The organism is Methylobacterium cerastii (assembly GCF_022179125.1).
GTDB lineage: Bacteria > Pseudomonadota > Alphaproteobacteria > Rhizobiales > Beijerinckiaceae > Methylobacterium > Methylobacterium cerastii.
The window spans coordinates 12,223-31,070 of sequence record NZ_BPQG01000048.1; the positions used below are offsets into that span (position 1 = coordinate 12,223).

The 18,848-nt window shown below is 71.4% G+C and carries 18 protein-coding genes; 11 read left to right on the forward strand and 7 right to left on the reverse strand.

Annotated elements, in window-relative coordinates:
• Nucleotides 1-31: 31 nt before the first annotated feature.
• Complete coding sequence (flgB, locus tag MFF13_RS15815; protein ID WP_147754435.1) at nt 32-436, reverse strand: flagellar basal body rod protein FlgB; 405 nt, start codon at nt 434-436, stop codon at nt 32-34.
• A gap of 264 nt (nt 437-700) precedes the next feature.
• Between flgB and MFF13_RS15820 the strand changes: the two genes are divergently transcribed.
• Complete coding sequence (locus tag MFF13_RS15820; protein WP_238272515.1) at nt 701-1,966, forward strand: flagellar biosynthetic protein FliO; 1,266 nt, start codon at nt 701-703, stop codon at nt 1,964-1,966.
• Between the two features lie 51 nt (nt 1,967-2,017).
• On the opposite strand, the gene MFF13_RS15825 is transcribed toward MFF13_RS15820, so the two are convergent.
• From MFF13_RS15825 to MFF13_RS15835, 3 genes are all read right to left on the reverse strand, one after another.
• Nucleotides 2,018-3,298 carry an MFS transporter gene (locus MFF13_RS15825; protein WP_238272516.1) on the reverse strand — a complete coding sequence of 427 codons (1,281 nt, stop codon included), beginning with the start codon at nt 3,296-3,298 and terminating at the stop codon, nt 2,018-2,020.
• 324 nt (nt 3,299-3,622) lie between these two features.
• Nucleotides 3,623-4,537 carry a manganese catalase family protein gene (locus MFF13_RS15830; RefSeq protein ID WP_147751170.1) on the reverse strand — a complete coding sequence of 305 codons (915 nt, stop codon included), beginning with the start codon at nt 4,535-4,537 and terminating at the stop codon, nt 3,623-3,625.
• 217 nt (nt 4,538-4,754) lie between these two features.
• Nucleotides 4,755-6,035, reverse strand: a complete 1,281-nt coding sequence (locus MFF13_RS15835; protein ID WP_147829790.1) for an O-acetylhomoserine aminocarboxypropyltransferase — start codon at nt 6,033-6,035, stop codon at nt 4,755-4,757.
• Between the two features lie 406 nt (nt 6,036-6,441).
• Here MFF13_RS15835 and MFF13_RS15840 point away from each other — a divergent pair, with 406 nt between their 5' ends.
• The 9 genes from MFF13_RS15840 (at nt 6,442) to MFF13_RS15880 (ending at nt 15,546) form a co-directional block, all read left to right on the forward strand.
• Nucleotides 6,442-6,978 carry a SiaB family protein kinase gene (locus MFF13_RS15840; RefSeq protein ID WP_238272517.1) on the forward strand — a complete coding sequence of 179 codons (537 nt, stop codon included), beginning with the start codon at nt 6,442-6,444 and terminating at the stop codon, nt 6,976-6,978.
• Between the two features lie 13 nt (nt 6,979-6,991).
• Nucleotides 6,992-7,381 (forward strand): DUF1987 domain-containing protein, encoded by a 390-nt coding sequence (locus MFF13_RS15845; protein ID WP_147829794.1) that lies wholly within the window; start codon nt 6,992-6,994, stop codon nt 7,379-7,381.
• The gene (locus MFF13_RS15850; protein ID WP_147829796.1) at nt 7,378-8,235 is read left to right on the forward strand and encodes a GGDEF domain-containing protein; all 858 of its coding nucleotides are present in this window, start codon (nt 7,378-7,380) and stop codon (nt 8,233-8,235) included. Before MFF13_RS15845 ends, MFF13_RS15850 begins: the two co-directional genes overlap by 4 nt.
• Nucleotides 8,232-9,902, forward strand: a complete 1,671-nt coding sequence (locus MFF13_RS15855; protein WP_238272518.1) for a PP2C family protein-serine/threonine phosphatase — start codon at nt 8,232-8,234, stop codon at nt 9,900-9,902. The genes MFF13_RS15850 and MFF13_RS15855 overlap by 4 nt, the downstream gene beginning before the upstream one ends.
• A 121-nt stretch (nt 9,903-10,023) precedes the next feature.
• Nucleotides 10,024-11,655, forward strand: coding sequence for an ABC1 kinase family protein (locus MFF13_RS15860; protein ID WP_238272519.1), 1,632 nt, complete (start codon nt 10,024-10,026; stop codon nt 11,653-11,655).
• A 312-nt stretch (nt 11,656-11,967) separates the two neighbouring features.
• A complete protein-coding gene (locus tag MFF13_RS15865; protein ID WP_147829800.1) occupies nt 11,968-13,155 on the forward strand; it encodes a sensor histidine kinase in 1,188 nt (395 codons plus the stop codon).
• A gap of 89 nt (nt 13,156-13,244) precedes the next feature.
• The gene (locus MFF13_RS15870; protein ID WP_147751162.1) at nt 13,245-13,571 is read left to right on the forward strand and encodes a YnfA family protein; all 327 of its coding nucleotides are present in this window, start codon (nt 13,245-13,247) and stop codon (nt 13,569-13,571) included.
• Between the two features lie 75 nt (nt 13,572-13,646).
• Nucleotides 13,647-14,033, forward strand: a complete 387-nt coding sequence (locus MFF13_RS15875) for a response regulator (protein WP_147751161.1) — start codon at nt 13,647-13,649, stop codon at nt 14,031-14,033.
• A gap of 220 nt (nt 14,034-14,253) precedes the next feature.
• A complete protein-coding gene (locus MFF13_RS15880; RefSeq protein WP_147829802.1) occupies nt 14,254-15,546 on the forward strand; it encodes an O-acetylhomoserine aminocarboxypropyltransferase/cysteine synthase family protein in 1,293 nt (430 codons plus the stop codon).
• Between the two features lie 208 nt (nt 15,547-15,754).
• Here the strand turns inward: MFF13_RS15880 and MFF13_RS15885 are convergent, their stop codons facing one another.
• The 3 genes from MFF13_RS15885 to MFF13_RS15895 all read right to left on the reverse strand — a co-directional run bounded on the left by MFF13_RS15885 (nt 15,755) and on the right by MFF13_RS15895 (nt 17,258).
• Nucleotides 15,755-16,033 (reverse strand): DUF2312 domain-containing protein, encoded by a 279-nt coding sequence (locus MFF13_RS15885; RefSeq protein WP_147727302.1) that lies wholly within the window; start codon nt 16,031-16,033, stop codon nt 15,755-15,757.
• A gap of 88 nt (nt 16,034-16,121) precedes the next feature.
• Nucleotides 16,122-16,430 (reverse strand): DUF1244 domain-containing protein, encoded by a 309-nt coding sequence (locus MFF13_RS15890; RefSeq protein ID WP_147829804.1) that lies wholly within the window; start codon nt 16,428-16,430, stop codon nt 16,122-16,124.
• A gap of 60 nt (nt 16,431-16,490) precedes the next feature.
• Nucleotides 16,491-17,258, reverse strand: a complete 768-nt coding sequence (locus tag MFF13_RS15895) for an N-formylglutamate amidohydrolase (RefSeq protein ID WP_147829806.1) — start codon at nt 17,256-17,258, stop codon at nt 16,491-16,493.
• 211 nt (nt 17,259-17,469) lie between these two features.
• On the opposite strand from MFF13_RS15895, the gene MFF13_RS15900 reads away from it, so the two are divergent.
• The gene (locus tag MFF13_RS15900) at nt 17,470-18,777 is read left to right on the forward strand and encodes a glycerate kinase type-2 family protein (RefSeq protein ID WP_147829808.1); all 1,308 of its coding nucleotides are present in this window, start codon (nt 17,470-17,472) and stop codon (nt 18,775-18,777) included.
• Nucleotides 18,778-18,848 lie beyond the last annotated feature (71 nt).

Genomic DNA, 18,848 nt, shown 5'->3' on the forward strand with positions numbered 1-18,848 from the left:
CAGTCCCTTCCGATCACGTCTGGTCCGCCGGTCATTTCTTGCCGATGGCGATCTTCAGGACGTCGAGGCTCTTCTGGTACATCGACGCGGCGAGCTGGTAGTCCGACTGGTTGTCGCCGGACTTCATCATCTCGTCCTCGAGGTTGACCCCGTTGCCGCTCGGGCGGATCTCGAATTCCGTCACGCGGCGCGGGTCGGCGCCGACGCCCGCGTCGCCCGAGGCGGCGATGTGGCCGGCATTGGTCAGCGTCATCCCGCTGCCCGTCGAGGCCGCGAGGCCCGTGGCGCGGTCGAAGCTCGGCTGCGCGAGGTCGCGCGGGCGAAAGCCCGGCATGTCGGCGTTGGCGACGTTCTCGGCGAGCAGCTTCTGGCGCGCCTGATGCCACTGCATCTTGGTGCGGAGCATTCCGAGCAGCGGCATGTCGGTGACGGCCACGGTGGGGCTCCGGATTGCGCGGCGGCCCTGTCTCCGGCCGCCCGGCAAAATCTGCCGCCCTCATGGTTAACGTCGGGTTAAACTTTTGGCCGCGGCACGCGGAGCGAAGCTGTTAACGAAGACTTAACGATGATTGCCCGGCGGGGGGGCGCCCGTGATACTGACGGGGTGGTTTTGCGTAGGGCCGTCCCGGACCCGTGAAGAACGAGAGTAGTGTCCGTGCAATGGTTGCAGTCCGTGTTCGGGTCTGACGGCTCTCCGGTCGTGCAGTACGTCGCCATCTTCGCCGTGATCTTCGCGGTGCTGACGGTGATCGTGCTGGTGGTGCGGCGCCTCGGCGGCGGCGGCCTCGCCGACGCGAAGCGCGGCGGCCAGCGCGGGCGCCAGCCGCGGCTGGGCATCGTCGACGTGTACGAGCTCGACCGGCAGCGCCAGCTGATCCTGCTGCGGCGCGACAACGTCGAGCACCTGCTGCTCGTCGGCGGCCCGAACGACGTGGTGATCGAGCGCCACATCCAGCGCGGGCAGCAGCGCGACCCGGCCCTGCGCCCCGAGGCGATGGCCGAGCCCCTCGCGGCGCCCTTCGCCGAAACCCTGGCCGAGGCGGGGCCCGACCCGTTTTCCGGTCTCGAGACGCAGGCCCAGGCCGCGTTCCGGCCCGACTTCTCCATGCCGATCGTGCTCGCCCCGACCGTGTCCGGCCCGGGCGGGGCGCTCGCGTCCGCCGCGTCGCTCGCGGTTCCGCCGCTGGACGCCGCGCTTCTGGACGATTCCGAGCTGCGCCCGGACCGCGTCTCCGAACCGCGCGCCTCCGAGGCGATCGTCACCGGTCCCCGCCCGGACGCGCCGGCCCGCCGTCCGATGCGCCGGACCGCGCCGCCGCTGATCAACCCGCGCCCCGACGTCGCCTCCGAGCGCCCCCGCACCGAGGCGGCGCCGCCGGAGGAGCCCGCCTCCGCGTCGGTCCCGGTCCCCGGCGCGATCCCGCCGATCCCGCCCTTGCCGCCGGCCGAGCGCCGGCCGGTCGATCCGGCGATCCTCTCGGACATGGCCCGCCAGCTCGAAGCCGCGCTGGCGCGTCCGGCCTCGGCCGTCGCCCCCGCCCGGTCGGCCCCGCCTACGTTCTCGGACCCGGTTCCGGTCTCCGCGCCCGCTCCCGAGGCGCCGGCCGCGGTCGACCCGATGGCCGCGGCCATGGCGGCGCCTGTGGACTCACCGCTTCCGCAGGCGGAAAAGCCCGCCGCGGCGCCGTTCGCCATCCCGCCTGCCCCGGCTCCGAAGCCCGAGCCGTTCCTGCCGGCGCCGCCGCCGGTCGAGCCCGTGCCGCCGGCGCCGCCCGCAGCGGTCGAGCCGCGCGTGCCGCCGAAGGCCGAGCCCGCGCCGCCGCCGAAGGCCGCTGAGCCTGCGCCGGCCAAGTCCGCGCCGGGCAAGTCCGCGCCGGGTAAGTCCGCCGCCAACCCGTTCTCGGTGGAGGAGATCGAGGCCGAGTTCGCGCGCCTGCTCGGCCGGCCGTTGGACAAGCGGAACTGACGCGCGGCGCGCTCCTAGGGGTGGCCCCGCCGAGGCAGGGCCATCCCTCAATTACACGCCCTTGCGCAGCGTCTCCGGCATCATCAGCACCGCGAGGAAGCTGATGATCGCCGTCACGGCGAGGTAGGCGCCGACCCAGGCGATCCCGCCCCAGTCGACCAGGCGCTGGGCGATGTAGGGGGCGCCCGACGCCCCGACGATGCCGGCGAGGTTGTAGGTCACCGAGGCGCCGGTGTAGCGCACGCGGGTCGGGAACAGCTCCGGCAGCAGGGCGCCCATCGGCCCGAAGATCCAGCCCATCGTGAACAGGCTGAGGCAGAGGAAGGCGAGCACGACCGCGCCCGAGCCGGAGCTGAGCATCGGCCCGAGCAGGCCGCCGAGGCTGAACGCCACCACCATGCCGACCATCAGCACCGGCCGGCGCCCGAAGCGGTCGGCGTTCGCGCCGGAGAGCGCGATGCCGAGCGCCATGAAGCAGACGGCGATGCACTCGAACAGCAGGAAGGCGGGCCGGGTGTAGCCGAGCGCCGCGGTGCCGTAGCCGAGGGCGAAGACGGTGGAGATGTAGAACACCGCGTAGACCGCCACCATCGCCAGGGTGCCGACGACGAGGGCGTGGCCGTGGCCGGTGACCATCGCGGCGAAGGGCACGCGCTCGGGCTTGGACTGCGCCAGCGCCGCCTTGAACGCCGGCGTCTCGCTGAGCTTGAGCCGCACGTAGAGGCCGACGCCGACCAGCGCGGCCGAGGCGAGGAACGGCAGCCGCCAGCCCCAGGCCTGGAAGCTTTCCGCGCTCAGGCCGAAGCTGAGCGCCAGGAAGCTGAGGTTGGCCAGGATGAAGCCGACCGGCGCGCCGAGCTGCGGGAAGATGCCGTACCAGGCGCGCTTTCCCGGCGGCGCGTTCTCCACCGCCAGCAGCGCCGCCCCGCCCCACTCGCCGCCGAAGCCGATGCCCTGGCCGCAGCGCAGCAGGCACAACAGGGCCGGCGCCCACCAGCCGGCGGTGGCGTAGGTCGGCAGGCAGCCGATCAGCACCGTCGAGACGCCCATGATCAGGAGCGAGGCCACCAGCGTCGCCTTGCGCCCGACCCGGTCGCCGAAATGTCCGAACAGCGCCGCGCCCACCGGTCGCGCCAGGAAGGCGATCGCGAAGGTCGCGAACGCGCTGAGCTGCTGCACGCCGGGCTCGCCGGGCGGGAAGAACACCGGACCGATCACCAGCGCGGTCGCGGTGGCGTAGATGTAGAAATCGAAGAACTCGATCGCCGTGCCGACGAAGCTCGCGGCGAGGACCCGGCGGGCCGAGAGGGGGGGCGGCGTGGTCTGAAGCATGGGGGTTCGCGTTCGCACAGGGTCGGAATGCGCCCCGGTTAGTGCACCGCGCGGCGTTTGCACAGCATCCGGCGTGTCGAAACCCGATGGATGCAGGGATCGAGGGGCAACAACGTCAAGATCTGTAATCCTGCTGCCGCGACCACTTCCGCCGCCTCGAACGCGATGTAGACGACGATGAAGTCAGCGACCCGGCGGAGGTGCCGGCATTCCGCTCCCCGCCACGCCATGCCAACGCTCGCCTTCCGACGGGACCGCCGGCGGAGCCCACGAAAAAGGCCGGCGCCCCCTTCGGGACGCCGGCCTCGTCGTCTTAAGCGAGGATCAGCGGCTCTTCTTGTAGAGCTTGCTCGCGATCTCGAAGATCTCCTCCGGCGCGTAGTCGGGGGCGAAGGCGCCGTAATTGCCGTCGAGCTCCGGGATCTTGCCGCCTTCGGGGTGGCCGTCGACGATCTCGAGCTGGCCGGGCGGATCGCCCGGCAGCGCGACCTCGTCGTTCGACCAGACGCCGGCGGCTTCCGCGTAGTCCTTCGGGCTGAAGGTGTAGAGCCGGCGGTGGCTGCCCTCCTGCAGGTACTTCTGGCACTCCGGCACGCGGCTGAGGTCGATGTTCGGCGTTGGCAGCATCTTCTCGATCTCGACGCCGGTGATCTTCTTCAGCGCCAGCGCGTAGGCGTGGGCGTGGACCGAGCCGCGCACCAGCAGGTAGCCGCAGACCTCGCGGCCGGTCGGGTCCTTCAGGGTCTCGTAGACGCGCAACTTGTGGATGCGGGCGCCGCATTCCAGGTGGAAGTTGTGCAGCAGGTCGATGATCAGGTTCCCGGTCGTCGTGACCATGTCCATGTTCCACGACGCGGCGTTCGCGTTCATCGGCATCGCGCCGCCGCCGTTCGACAGGAAGCTGCCGGCGAGCCGGATGTCCTGCATGTCGTGGAACGGCGCCTTGGAGATGTCGACGTTCTCGGTGTCGTCGCCGGGGCCGTTGTTCAGCATCGACACGCCGGTCGAGACCAGCTCGACGTGGCCGAGTTCCTCGGCGAAGATGCTCGACACCAGGCTATAGAACGGTCGCAGCTTGCTCTTGTTGCGGAAGTTGAAGCTCTGGAACATGTAGTTCCCCAGCGTCGACATCTCGCCGTACTTGCCGCCGAGCAGTTCCTGCAGGGCTGCCGCGGCGTTCGGATCGGGTCGCTTCGGCTGCGGGAGCTCGGCCTGCAGCTTGTCGATGCGCATGAACATGGGTGGGGATCCTTATCGCCGGAGAGCCGGGACGCCCTGGTGCTACCGACCAGCGCCGACCTTGTTCCTGGATAAGGCCCGATCGCCGCCGCACCCTCTTCCGCTCGGGTCCCCGGGCGGCAGGCACGCGTCGGCGCCTCCCCGCACGGAGGCGGGGCGGGTCGGCGGTCCTCCGAACGGCGTTTTTTCGCGCGCCGCGTGCCCGCGTAAAGGACGGCTACGCGGTGAGCGCGCCGTCGAGGTCGTCGATCAGGTCGGCCGGGTCTTCGAGGCCGATCGAGAGGCGGACCACCTCCGGCCCGGCGCCGGCCGCGGTCTTCTGCGCGTCGGTGAGCTGGCGGTGCGTGGTCGAGGCCGGGTGGATCACCAGCGAGCGCGTGTCGCCGATGTTGGCCACGTGGGAGAACAGCTGCAGGCCGCCCACGAGCTTGACGCCCGCGTCGTAGCCGCCCTTCAGGCCGATGGTGAAGACCGAGCCGAAGCCGTGCGGCGTGTAGCGCTTGGCGAGCTCATGGTAGCGGTCGGCCTCGAGCCCCGGATAGCTCACCCACGACACCGCCGGGTGGCTCGCCAGGTGCGTGGCCACGGCGAGCGCGTTGTCGCAATGGCGCTGCATCCTGAGCGGCAGGGTCTCGATGCCGTTGAGGATCAGGAAGGCGTTGAACGGCGACAGCGCCGGGCCGAGGTCGCGCAGCCCCAGCACCCGGATGGCGATGGCGAAGCCGAAGTTGCCGAAGGTCTCGGCCAGCACCATGCCGGCATATTCCGGCCGCGGCTCGCTCATCATCGGGTAGCGCGCGTCGCCGGCCCACGGGAAGGTGCCGCCGTCGACCACGAGGCCGCCGATCGAGTTGCCGTGGCCGCCGAGGAACTTCGTCGCCGAGTGCACGACGATGTCGGCGCCGTGCTCGAACGGCCGGATCAGGTACGGCGTCGCCATCGTGTTGTCGACGATGAGCGGGATGTTGTGGCGCTTGGCGATCTCCGACAGGGCGGCGATGTCGGTGATGACGCCGCCCGGGTTGGCGATCGACTCGCAGAAGATCGCCTTGGTGCGCGGCGTGATCGCGCGCTCGAACGAGGACGGGTCGTCGGTGTCGGCCCAGACCACGCTCCAGCCAAAGTTCTTGTAGCTGTGGTTGAACTGGTTGATCGAGCCGCCGTAGAGCTTGTTGGCCGCGATGAACTCGTCGCCCGGCTGCATCAGCGCGTGCATGGTCAGGAACTCGGCCGCGTGGCCCGAGGACACGGCGACCGCCGCGGTGCCGCCTTCCAGCGCCGCGATGCGCTCCTCCAGCACGGCGTTCGTCGGGTTGGTGATGCGCGAGTAGATGTTGCCGAAGGCCTGGAGCCCGAACAGCGAGGCGGCGTGGTCGACGTCGTCGAACACGAAGCTCGTGGTCTGGTAGATCGGCGTCGCCCGCGCGCCCGTGGCCGCGTCGGGGCTCGCGCCAGCGTGGATCGCCAGGGTGTTGAAGCCGGGCAGCCGGTCGCTCATCGTGTTGCCTCCTAGGCCCGCGGGCCCGTCACCGCCGTGTACGCCCGCGCGGCGCGAGGGGGCAAGGTCTCGCCGCGCCCGTGCCCACGACCTGCCTGCCTCCGGGCTGAGCAAGGCGCCTCCGGGCTGAGCAAGGCGCCTCCGGTCCGGACGGCATGATGCCTTCACAAGAGGCAATAGATGCACAGTGATCAAGCATCTACGCAAACGCTTGTTATGCATCAGCCGATAGAGTCAGGCTTCAGGCGGCGCAATATCTACAACGAGCGATTGTTGCCATAGTCGCATAATGAATACTTTAACTGGCTATTCACGATTTCTGCCCAAGGGTTTCGACGGCGGATCGTTGGCTCGTCGTGCGCGGTCCGCCTTCGACCGGGAGGATGCTTTGCTCGCGCAGGATTTCATGGCGTTCCACGACGCCGCCAAGCGCAACGGCGTGATCCTCTCCTTCGGGGGCGACCTGTCGGAGAACGTGTTGTTCTCGCTGGGCGAGGTGCTGAAGCTGCGCATGCGCCAGGAGGAGACCGACGCCTCGGTGGCCAAGCGCGTGTTCTCGATCTTCGTCGAGCAGGCGCAGAACGTGATCCGCTACTCAGCCGACCGGGTCGCGTCGGCGACCGAGGCCGAGCAGCCCCGCGTCAGCGGCGGCATCATCGTGGTCGGCTCGGAGGGCGGGCGCTTCTTCGTCGTCTGCGGCAACGAGGTCGGCCGGGGCGACGTGCCGCGCCTGCGCGAGCGCCTGGACCACATCGTCGGGCTGTCGGCCGACGAGCTGAAGCGCTTCTACCGCGACAAGCTCCGCCAGGCCCCCGACGAGGGGAGCCTGGGCGGCAGCATCGGCCTGATCGAGATCGCCCGGCGATCGAGCGCGCCCGTCGAGTACGATATCCAGGAGATCGGCGATGACCGAAGCCTGTTCTGCCTCAAGGCGTACATCTGAGGACGCCGGCGCCATGACCCGCATCCAACTCCCGCCGACGGACCGCTCGCCGGAGGTCGACTTCGACTTCGACGGCGGCCGCCTCGCCATGCGCGGCGAATCCTACCCCGAGGACGCGGCCGCGTTCTTCGGCCCGCTGCTGCAATCCCTGCGCGGCTACCTCGAGACGCCGAGCCCGGAGCCGATCAGCTTCGACCTCTCGCTCGCCTACTTCAATTCGTCGAGCGCGAAGGCCTTGATGAACCTGTTCATGCCCCTGGAAGACGCGGCCGCCGAAGGGCGCCCGGTCACGATCCGCTGGCACTTCGCCGAAGGCGACGACACGATCGAGGAGGCCGGCGAGGACTTCGCCGCCGACTTCGACCACGCCCGCTTCGAAATGGTGAAGGACGTCGTCGCATGACCGGCGCGCGCAGCGCCTTCGCGGCGGCCCCGGTCCCGGCCGAGGACGCGTTCAGCCTCTTCGACAACGAGGAGGCGGTGATCGCGCGGGCGGACGCGATGCAGACCCGCCTGGCCGAGATGGCCGGCGGCGTGAAGGAGCTCGCCGGCGCCTATCGCCGCGGCACCCGCGAGCAGCGCCGCCTCGTCCGGCTCAGCGACCGGATGCAGCGCGACCTGCAGCAGGCCAACGCCCGCTTGGCGGAGCAGCAGCGCGACCTCCAGAGCCTCAACGAAGCCCTGTCGAGCGAGATCGACCATCGCCGGCGCCTCGAATCCGAGCTGCGGCGGCTGGCCGACACCGACGCCCTCACCGGCGCGATGACCCGCCGCTGCTTCCTCACCCTCGGCGAGCGCGCGTGGCGGGGGAGCCAGGATTCCGGCAGCACCGCCTGCGTGCTGATGCTCGACCTCGACCGCTTCAAGGCCATCAACGACCGCTACGGACATGCGGGGGGCGACGCCGCCCTCGTCGCCTTCGCCGAGGCCTGCCGCGCGAACCTGCGCGGGATCGACCTTTTCGGGCGCATGGGCGGCGAGGAGTTCGCCGTCGTGCTGGTCGACACCGGCGAGGCGGTCGCGCGCGAGGTCGCCGAGCGCCTGCGCCGCGCCGTGGCCGCCCTGACGGTCTCGGTCGAGCAGGGGGCGATCCCTGTGTCGGTCAGCGTCGGGCTCGCCGCCGGCCGGCCGGACGAGGCGCTGCAGACGGCGCTGATGCGCGCGGATGCGGCGCTCTACGCCGCCAAGGCGGCCGGGCGCGACTGCGTCCGCGGCACGGAGGCCGAGGACGGGACGGGGCGCGGAGAGGCACGATGAGCGACAGCGCCAGCCCCGCCGTCCCGCTTCGGCGCCGGTCCCTGCGCGGGTTGGGGCCGCTCAGCCGCGACGACCTCGCCGCCAACCTCGGCTTCGCGGACGTGGCCGCGGAAGAGGGCGTCGCCGACATCATGCGGCCGGGCGCCCTGCGCGGCGCCGCCCGCGGGCGCAACCTCGACAGCGTCGCCTACACCCTGTTCCTGCGCATCTACCCGGTGATCGCCATGGTGGTGCTCCTGACCCAGGCGGCCATCGCCTGGGTGAACTACAACGACCAGTATCGGCTCTACACCGAGCGCGCCGAGGTGATGGCGACGCTGGTCGCCGCCAGCATCGCGCAGCCCGGCTGGAACCGCGATCCCGCCCGGTCCCGCGCCGCCCTCGACGCGCTGACCCGCGACCCCGCCTTCCGCTACGCCGCCCTGCACGACGCGTCGGGCCGGACCGTGGTCGCGGCCGGGCAGATGCCGCGCACGCGCCCGTGGGAGCTGGCCCACGTCTCCGCCGACCTCGTGCCCGCGGGCGGCACCCGGGCGGAGGGCAGCCTCACGGTCGTGCTCTCCACCGCGGCCCTCCGCGCCAGCGCCGAGAAGCAGGCGATGCTTTCGCTGGCGATCAGCCTGCTGCTGATGCTGACCTTCGTGGCGACGCTGCACAGGACGGTGCGGCGGCACGTGATCGCCCGCCTGAAGCGCCTGCTCGTCGCCATGCGCGAGGTCGAGCACAAGCGCTGGGCCACCGTCGCGATGGACGGCGAGTTCCGCCCGCGCAACGAGATCGACGTGATCACCCAGGCCTTCAACAACATGGTGGAGGGCCTGCGCTCCGGCGACGAGGCCAAGCAGCTGCTGCGGGACCTCGCGGCCGCCCACGCCAAGCTGGAGCAGGCCAACCGCCTCGTGATCGAGAGCATCGGCTACGCCCGCTGCATCCAGTCCTCGGTCCTGCCCGACCACGCCGCCCTCGACCGGGCCGGCATCGAGGTCGCGATCCTGTGGGAGCCGCTCCACCTCGTCGGCGGCGACTACTTCTGGCTCGAGGAGGTCGACGGGTTGAGCTTCGTCGTGGTCGCCGACTGCACCGGCCACGGCGTGCCCGGCGCCTTCCTCACGTTGATCGTGGCCACCGCCCTCGACCGCCTGCTGCACGAGCGCGGCCTGCGCTCGCCTGCCGCGATCCTGGCCGGTCTCGACACGATGGTGCGGGCGCAACTGCGCCAGGACGGCCGCGGCTCGGAGTCGGACGACGGCCTCGATTGCGGCATCTGCGTCTGGGACCGGGATGCGCGCACCCTCCTGTTCGCGGGCGCCGGCCTGTCGCTCACCGTGATCCGCGACGGCGTCGCCGAGCGCATCCGCGGGGAGAAGCGCGGCCTCGGCTATCCCCGCACCGGGCGCGAGGTGCTGCCGGAGCGCGACGTCTCCGTGCCGGTCGCGGGCGCGACCTTCTACCTGATGACCGACGGCATCACCGACCAGATGGGGCGGCCCGATCCCGCGCGCCCCGCCCGCCTGATCGGCCAGAAGGCGGTGACCGGGCGGCTCGCCGCCCACGCCGCCCTCCCCCTGGCGCAGCAGGTCGCGGCCCTGGAGGTTGAGCTGGCGGCCTATCGCGGGCCGGAGGTCCGGCGCGACGACATGACCCTGATCGCCTTCCGGCCGCGCTGACGGGCGCGGCTCGGATCGCATCGCGCCGGGACCGGCCTTAAAGCGGAGCCGACCCTAAAAAAGACCCGATGCTCGTGCTGTCCCGGCGGCTTCCCGCCTTCGCACGGATCGACCCGCCCTTATGCTGAAAACCGCCTTCGTTGCTGCGCGCGACCGTCAGCGGCTGTCGGAGATCGCCTCGATCCTGATCGGCTTCGGCGTCAACAAGGTCGTGGACCGGCTCGGGCTGCGCTACATCCCCATCCTTCCGCGCCGCAAGCCGAAGATCGACATCACCCGCCTGTCGGAGCCCGAGCGCCTGCGCCGGGCGATCGAGGCGCTGGGGCCGACCTTCATCAAGTTCGGGCAGGTGCTCGCGAGCCGCCCCGACCTGCTCTCGCCGATGTGGACCGAGGAGCTGGCCAAGCTCCACAGCCAGGTCTCGCCGGTCTCGTGGGAGACGATCCGCCCGCAGCTCGAGGCAGACCTCGGGGCGCCGCCGCAGGAGATCTTCGCCGAGTTCGACACCGACGCGATCGCCTCGGCCTCGATCGCCCAGGTCTACCGGGCCAAGCTGCATTCGGGCGAGGACGTCATCGTCAAGGTGCTGCGCCCGGGCCTGCGCAAGATCATCGACGCGGACCTGCGCCTGATGGCGCACGGCGCCCGCATCGTCGAGACCGAGTGGCCGGACATGGCCCGCTACCAGCCGGGCGAGCAGATGCGCCACCTCGCCGCCGGCCTGAACGGCGAGCTCGACCTCTTGAACGAGGCGCGCAACTGCGAGTTGCTCGCCTCGCTGTTCTCCGACCGCGACGACATCGTCTTCCCGAAGATCCACTGGGAATGGTGCTCCGAGCGGGTGCTGGTGCAGGAGTTCATCCACGGCATCCCCCCGAACGACGAGGCGCGGCTCGCCGCCGCCGGCGTCGACAAGAAGCTGCTCGCCCAGAAGGGCACCGACGCGTTCCTGAAGATGGCGCTGATCGAGGGCGTGTTCCACGCAGACCCGCACCCGGGCAACATGCTGGCGATGTCGGGCAACCGCATCGGCTTCATCGATTTCGGCATCATCGGCCGCCTGTCGCAGAAGCGGCGCAACCAGCTCCTCGTGCTGATCGGCGCGATGCTCAAACAGGATGCCGACGGGCTGATGGCGGTGCTGCTCGACTGGACGGGCTCGAGCAGTCCGGACCTGACCCGGCTCGAAGGCTCGGCGCAGTCCTTCGTCGAAAGCCATTCCTCGATTCCGCTCAACCTCGGCCTCGTGCTCACCGACTTCATGACCATGGCGCGCGAGAACGACCTCGCGATGCCGACCGACCTCGCGATCCTGTTCAAGGGTCTCGTCACCGCCGACGGCGTGATGCGCCACCTCGACCCGGACTTCGACCTGTTCGCCGCCGCCGGCCCGACCGTGCGCGCGAGCATGAAGTCGCAGTTCTCCCTCGGCGGCCTCAAGACCAAGGCCGAGGCGCTCGGCGTCGGCCTCTACGGCGCGGCCTCCGAGCTGCCGACGCTGATCCACCTGATGCTGGTGCGGCTCAAGCAGGGGCGCGTCACCGTGGAGATCGAGGTGAAAGGCCTCGACAAGGTCACCCGCGGCATCGAGCGGGCGGCCGCCCGCGTCGCGGTGGCGCTGGTCGTGGCCGCCTTCGCCACCCAGCTCGCCCCGCGCCTGATCGACCTCGGGACGCCGGTCTTCGTGACGATCGGCCTGATCGTCTTCACCCTCGGGGTCGGCTGGCTGGTCCTGCTCGGCCGGAAGAAGTGACGGCCGGACGATGCGAGGCGCGTAAGTCCCGAGGCCTGTAACGTCCGGGCCTCGACCAGTCTCCGTCTTGGTCGAGCCGACGGCAGTACAATCCCATCTTGCGAGGCGGGAGCGGTATGCTAGCTTAACGCAGCCCATCGATTCGTGAGGATGCGGGTGGGGCGCGGCCAGAAGCGGGAGCATCCGCCGGCGGCGCTCCGATCTCGACACCTCGTCGCCCAAGCCTTCACGTTCCCTGGGCCGATCCACCCTCGCACGCCGCGCGGACGCGCCCGCCGGCGCCGCGCGACGGGCATCGGGGGAGCGAATGCGATGGACGCGGGCTACGATGTCTCGGCGTTCCAGGCCGTGGTCGGCGACCGGCGCCTCTCCGCCCTCGATGCGGAGAACCGGCGCTCGGGCGCGGCGACCCGGCAGGGCGGCGTGGACGCCACGGACGCTACGCTCCAAGAGCGCATCGACTTCGGTCTTCAAGAGCCCATCGTCGTGCCCGAGCGCCGCGTCGATGCGGACGGGTCCGACGCCAATCCGCGCCCTGCCGACCCCCTCGACCGGCACGTCCTCTGGACCACCACCGACGTCGTCATGGTGCTCGACCGCGACGGGCGCCTGCTCCGCGTGAGCGAGAACGGGTCCGCGCTCCTGGGGGCGTCGACCGCCGAATGCGTCGGCCGCCCCTGGATCGACGCCTGGTCCCTCCCCGAGAGCCGCGCCGGAATCCGAAACGCCCTCGATGCGGCGCGCGCCGGTCGGCCGTGCCGGGTCCAGGCGATGACGGGCGCCGACGCGCCGAGCTGGTGGGACGTGGCGGTGACGCCGGTCGCCGGCGCCGACGGCCGTCCCGAACGCATCCTGGCGGTGTCGCGCGACATCACCGACCTGAAGCGGAACGAGGCGCGCCAGACCCTGCACATGCAGGAACTCGCGCATCGGGTGAAGAACACCCTCGCCCTGGTCCAGGCGGTGGCGGCGCAGACCCTGCGCAACGCCGTCTCGCTGGAGCAGGCGGGGCAGGCCCTCGACGCCCGCCTCGTGGCCCTCGCCCACGCGCACGACGTGCTGGTGCAGGGGGCGTGGTCGAGCGCCTCGCTGTCGGGCCTCGTCGCGGGCGCGGTGGCCCTGCACGGCGACGGGGCGCCCGGGCGCTTCGCAGTGAGCGGCCCCGACGTGACCCTCGATGCCGGCCACGGCCTGACGCTGGCGCTGATGCTGCACGAGCTCTCGACCAACGCCGCCAAGTACGGCGCGCTCTCCACCGCCCCCGGCCAGGTGGCGATCTCGTGGGAGGTCGCCGGACCGGAGCCGGAGGCGCGCCTGCGCTTCCGCTGGGAGGAGATCGGCGGACCGCCCGTCGCGCCGCCGACGCGCTCCGGGTTCGGCACGCGCCTGATCGCCCGGAGCCTGAGCCACGATTTCGGCGGCGCGGTCTCCCTCGGCTTCCCGCCGACCGGTGCGGTGCTGACCCTGGAGGCGCCGCTCGCCTCGGTCGTCGCCGCCTGACCGCGAGCTGGGGCGCCGGAGCGGTCTTTCCGCCCCCAAAAGTCGCCGGCCCGCTTGGTGCTTTTCGTCGCGCGTGCGAGTGAGCGCGCGTGTCCACGCTCCTCCTCTACGTCGCGGCCGGCCTCTGCGAGATCGCCGGCTGCTTTGCCGCCTGGGCCTGGCTCCGGCTCGACCGATCGCCGCTCTGGCTGATTCCCGGCGCCGTGGCGCTCGGCCTGTTCGCGCTGCTCCTCACCCGCGTCGAGGCGGAGGGGGCCGGGCGCGCCTACGCCGCCTATGGCGGGGTCTACGTCGCGCTCTCCCTCGCCTGGCTCTGGCTGGTGGAGGGCCGCGTCCCGGACCGGTGGGATTGCGTCGGCGCGGGGATGTGCCTCGCCGGCGCGGGGCTGATCCTGTGGGGGCCGCGGGCCGCATGAGGCCGCGCCTTGACGGGGCGGACACCGGGGAATAGGCCCCGGGGCTGGTTTTCAAAGACAGTCTCCGCAGGCCTGATGACCGACAGCCCGACAGATCAACCCGTCGTTCTCCTGGTAGAAGACGACGGCCTTCTTCTGATGGAAGCCGCCGACACCCTCGCCGACGCGGGTTTCACGGTTCTCGAAGCGAGCCATGCGGACAAGGCCCTCAAGGTCCTGGAGAACCGGCACGACGTGCAGGTCCTGATGACCGACGTCGACATGCCGCAGGGCTCGATGGACGGCTTCGCCCTCGCCCGCCTCGTGGCCGACCGCTGGCCGACGATCCCGGTCCTCGTCGTGTCCGGCATGGGGACGCCCGGCCCCTACGACATGCCCGACGGCGCCCGCTTCATCCCGAAACCCTACGAGCCCAACACCCTGGTCCGGACCCTGCGCTCCTTCATCCACCGCGCCGCCTAGGGTCTTCCACCGAGCCCAGGGCCAGCGCTCGAGAGCGCCTGCCCTGTTCGTCTTCGGCCTCAATCGCCGGCGCGCGGCTCGAGGCTTTCGCTCCGCGGGGCGCTCTTCGCGCCCTGAAGCCGCCGGACGCGGCTTCCAACGATCGCCTTCCGCCGGTCGCAGCGCGGTTGCCCTGCCCCCGGTCGGCCGTGATAGGGCGTGGGTCCGAGGACCGAACCCGATGACCGACACGCCGAAGACCCCCCGCTTCGCCACGCAGGCGATCCATGCCGGCGCGAGCCCCGACCCGGCCACCGGCGCGCGGGCGCAGCCGATCTACTTCACCAACGGCTTCGTGTTCGATTCCACCGAGCAGGCCGCCGACATCTTCAACATGCGCCGCACCGGGTTCTCGTACTCGCGCGGCTCGAACCCCACCGTCGCCGCCCTGGAGCGGCGCGTGGCCGCGCTCGAAGGCGCCAAGGCCGCCGTCGCCGTGTCCTCGGGGCAGTCGGCGCTGCTCCTCGTGATGCTGACCCTGATGAAGAGCGGCGACGCCTACGTCGCCTCGCCGCGGCTGTTCGGCGGCTCGCTCGGGCTGATGCGCCGGCTCGACGGGCGCTACGACCTCAAGCCGCTCTTCGCCAAGGGCCTGACGCCGGCCGACTTCGAGGCGGCGATCACCCCGGAGACACGGGCGATCATCTGCGAGTCGATCGTCAACCCGTGCGCCACGGTGATGGACGTCGAAGGCATCGCGGAGGTGGCCCGGCGCCACGGGCTGCCGCTCGTCGTCGACAACACGCTGGCCTCGCCGGCCCTGATCCGGCCGATCGAGCACGGCGCCGACATCGTCGTGCACTCGACCTCGAAGTTCCTCGGCGGCTCCGGCCAGACCATCGGCGGAGTGATCTGCGACGCCGGCCGGTTCGACTGGGCGAAGACCGACCACTACAACCTGATCACCGGGGAATGGCCCGACTACGACGGCCTCGTCATCACCGAGCGCTTCCCCGACAACCCCTTCGCCGTCGCCTGCCGCCTGTTCGGCCTGCGCGACCTCGGCCCCGGCCTCTCGCCGATGAACGCCTTCCTGACGCTCACCGGCATCGAGACCCTGCCGCTCCGGATGGCGCGCCACTGCGCCAACGCGCGCACGGTCGCCGCCTACCTCAAGGATCATCCGGCGGTGGCCTGGGTCAGCTATCCCGGCCTGCCCGGGCAACCCGGCGAGGCGCTGGCGCAGCGCTACGTGCCGCAGGGGCCGGGTTCGATCTTCACCTTCGCCCTGAAGGGCGGCGAGCCGGCGGCGCTCAAGTTCATCACCAGCCTGGAGCTGATCTCGCACCTGGTGAACATCGGCGAGATCAAGTCGCTGGCGATCCATCCCGCCACGACGACCCACCGCCAGCTGCCGAAGGACGAGAAGGAGGCGGCCTGCGTCGGCCCCGACACCGTCCGCCTGTCGATCGGCCTGGAGAACGTCGAGGACCTGGTCGCGGACATCGAGCAGGCCCTGGCCCAGGTCGGCTGAGAGCCGCGTCGCAAGCCCTCGAATCCCACCCCCACACCTCATCCTGAGGCGCTTTCGCGAAGCGGAAGCCTCGAAGGAGCCCTCCAGGGATCGCGCGACCGCTGGAGGGCTCCTTCGAGGCCGCTGAGGCGGCACCTCAGGATGAGGAGGGGGACCGAGTGGAACGTCGGTGACCGCCGGTCAGGCTCGATCGATGTCGGATCGGCCCTCAGACCATGCCGAGCGCCTGCATGTAGAGCTCGAGGATCGCCTCCTCCTCCTGGCGCTCGCTGTGGTCCTTCTTGCGCATGCGCAGGATGGTGCGGACCGCCTTCACGTCGAAGCCGCGGCCCTTCAGCTCGGCCATCACTTCCTTGATGTCGCCGGCGATGCCGCTCTTCTCCTCTTCGAGGCGCTCGATGCGCTCGATGAACGCCCGCAGCTCGTCGGCGGCCACGCCCTCGGATGATGACACGTCGCCGGGGGTCGGCATGGCATGCGCGTTCATGGTTCTCTCCTGTCCTGCCCGGTTCGTAGGGGAGTAAACTTACCGGGAGCTTAGCCGGGACCGCCCGCGCCGCCCCGTCGCGGCACGGTCAGTGCGGCTCCGCCGCAGCCTTGGCGAAGGCGACCTGCTGCTCGGGGCTGGCCTCGGTCTGGTACTTCGCCTTCCACTCGGGGAACGGCATGCCGTAGACGCGCTCGCGGGCCTCGTCCTTGGTCAGGCCGAGCCCTTCGGCGTCGGCGGCGTCCTTCATCCAGTTCGACAGGCAGTTCCTGCAGAAGCCGGCGAGGTTCATCATCTCGATGTTCTGGACGTCGGTGCGCGCCTGGAGATGCGCCACCAGGCGCCGGTAGACCGCCGCCTCCAACTCGGTCTGGGTCTTCGGATCGATCTCGGTCATCGGTCTCTCGCGCGCTGTCTCTCGAAACTCCGCCCGAGGTCGGGGCGGGCGGCGCGCGAGTCAAGCGCGCGGCGTCATCAAGGGCCGGAGAAGCCCGGCGAAGCGCCGGGCCCACGCCTCCTGCCCGGCTTCCTCGGCGATGAGGTCCTGGCGGATCTCGACCAGCGCGTTGGCGAGCCCCCGCGCGGTGGCGTGCCGGTCGATGGTGTCGCCCGGTAGGCCGCCGCCGTAGGGCTCGTTGTCGCCCACCGTCAGGCCGGCCGGGTCGGCGCGCAGGCCGGCGATCAGCGGGGCGCTCAGGCGCTCGTCCTGGTCGTAGAGGATGCCGACCTCCCAGGGCCGGGCGACGCCGCGCCAGAACGGGGTGAAGCTGTGCATCGTCAGGATCGTCGGCGGCCCGGCGGCCTCCTCCGCCGCCGCCACCGCGGCGTCGATCGCCCGGTCGAACGGATCGTAGAAGCGGGCGATCCGCGCCTGCTTGCCGGCCTCGTCGATCCGGGCGTTGCCCGGCACCACCGCCCCGTCCGACAGGCGCATCACCAGCGTCGGGTCGGCGCGCCCCCGATTCGGGTCGATGATCAGCCGCGAAAAGTTCGTGAGGATCGCCGGGGCGCCGAGCAGCGCCGCGAGCCGCCGCGTCACGCCCGCCGCGCCGATGTCGTAGGCGATGTGGCGGCGGAATTCGCCCTCCGGCACCCCGAGCGCGATGTCGTCGGGCACGTGGTTCGAGGCGTGGTCGCAGACCAGGACCAGGCCGCAGGCGGGGTCGCCGGGGATCGTCTCGACGGGATGGGGCGGGTGTGTCTCGAGGCTGTGGGACAGGGGCACGGGTCCGGTTCGGTTCGCGGAGGCTGCGAGGCCTTGCCGTCGCGGCGAGCCTCGGGCAGAGCACGTATCAAGGATCGTGCGTTCACGGCAAGAAACGGGCACGGCAAGAAACAGGCCCGTCGCTCAAAAAGCCCGTCGCCCCTGCCCGCCCCCGCGGGTCGAGAAGGCGAGGACCGCACGAACGAGGAAACGACGCGCGAGAACCCGACCGATGACGCCTGAGATCGACCCCGCCACGCGCGCCCTGCGGACCCTGCTCGACGGCTTCCTGGCCGCGGCGATCAAGGCCGCCCACCCCGACACCTGCCTGCCGAGCCACCTGCCGCCGCCGACGCCCGGCCGGCTGATCATCCTCGGCGCCGGCAAGGCCGGGGGCAGCATGGCCGCGGTGGCGAGCCGGTTCTACCGCGAGCAGCACGGGCTCGGCGACGACCGCATCGTCGGGCTGGCCGTCGCCCGCCACGGCTACGGGCAGGACGCGCCCGGCATCCGCATGGTCGAGGCCGGTCATCCCGTGCCGGACGAGGCCGGCATCGCCGCGACCAGGGAGGCGCTGGCGCTCGCCACCGCCGCCGGCCCGGACGACGAGGTCCTGGTGCTGCTCTCGGGCGGCGGCTCGGCCAACTGGATCGCCCCGGCCGGCGACCTGACGCTCGCCGAGAAGCAGGCGATCACCCGCGCGATGCTGCGCTCCGGCGCGCCGATCGGCGAGATCAACACCGTGCGCAAGCACCTCTCGCGGATCAAGGGCGGCCGCCTCGCGGTGGCCGCGCGCAACGCGCGCTCGATCCTGACGCTGGCGATCTCCGACGTGCCGTTCGACGACCCCGCGGTGATCGCCTCGGGGCCGACCGTGCCCGACCCCTCGACGCTGGCCGAGTCCCGCGCCATCTGCGAGCGCCGCGGCATCCCCCTGCCCGAGACCGGGATTCGGCTCCTGAACGATCCCCTGAACGAGACCCCGAAGGCCGGCGACCCGGCCTTCGCCCGGGCCGAATACCGCATCGTCGCCCGGCCGATCGACGCGCTGGAGGCGGCGGCCGCCGCCGCCAAGGCCGCCGGCTACGAGCCGGTCATGCTCGGCGCCGACCTCGAGGGCGAGGCCCGCGAGGTCGCGGCCGAGCACGCCCGCATCGCCCGCGAGATCAAGGCGTCCGGCCGCAAGGTCGCGCTGATCTCCGGCGGCGAGCTCACCGTGACGATCCGCGGCGAGGGCCATGGCGGTCCGAACCAGGAATATGCGCTGGCGCTCGCCATCGCGCTCGACGGCGAGGCCGGGATCGCCGGGATCGCCGCCGACACCGACGGCACCGACGGCGGCCGCGGCGAGGCGACGGACCCGGCCGGCGGCCTCGTCGACCCCACCACCCTGGCGCGGGCGCGGGCGGCGGGCCTCGATCCGGCCGCGATGCTGGCCGACAACGATTCGACCCGTTTCTTCGCGGAGATCGGCGACCTGGTTCAGCCCGGTCCGACCAAGACCAACGTCAACGATTGCCGCATCATCCTCGTCGGCTGATCTTTTGGAGGGTTTTCGTTGCGTCTTCTCCTTGCCGGCGCGGTCCTTGCCGGCGCTGTCCTGGGCGTCGC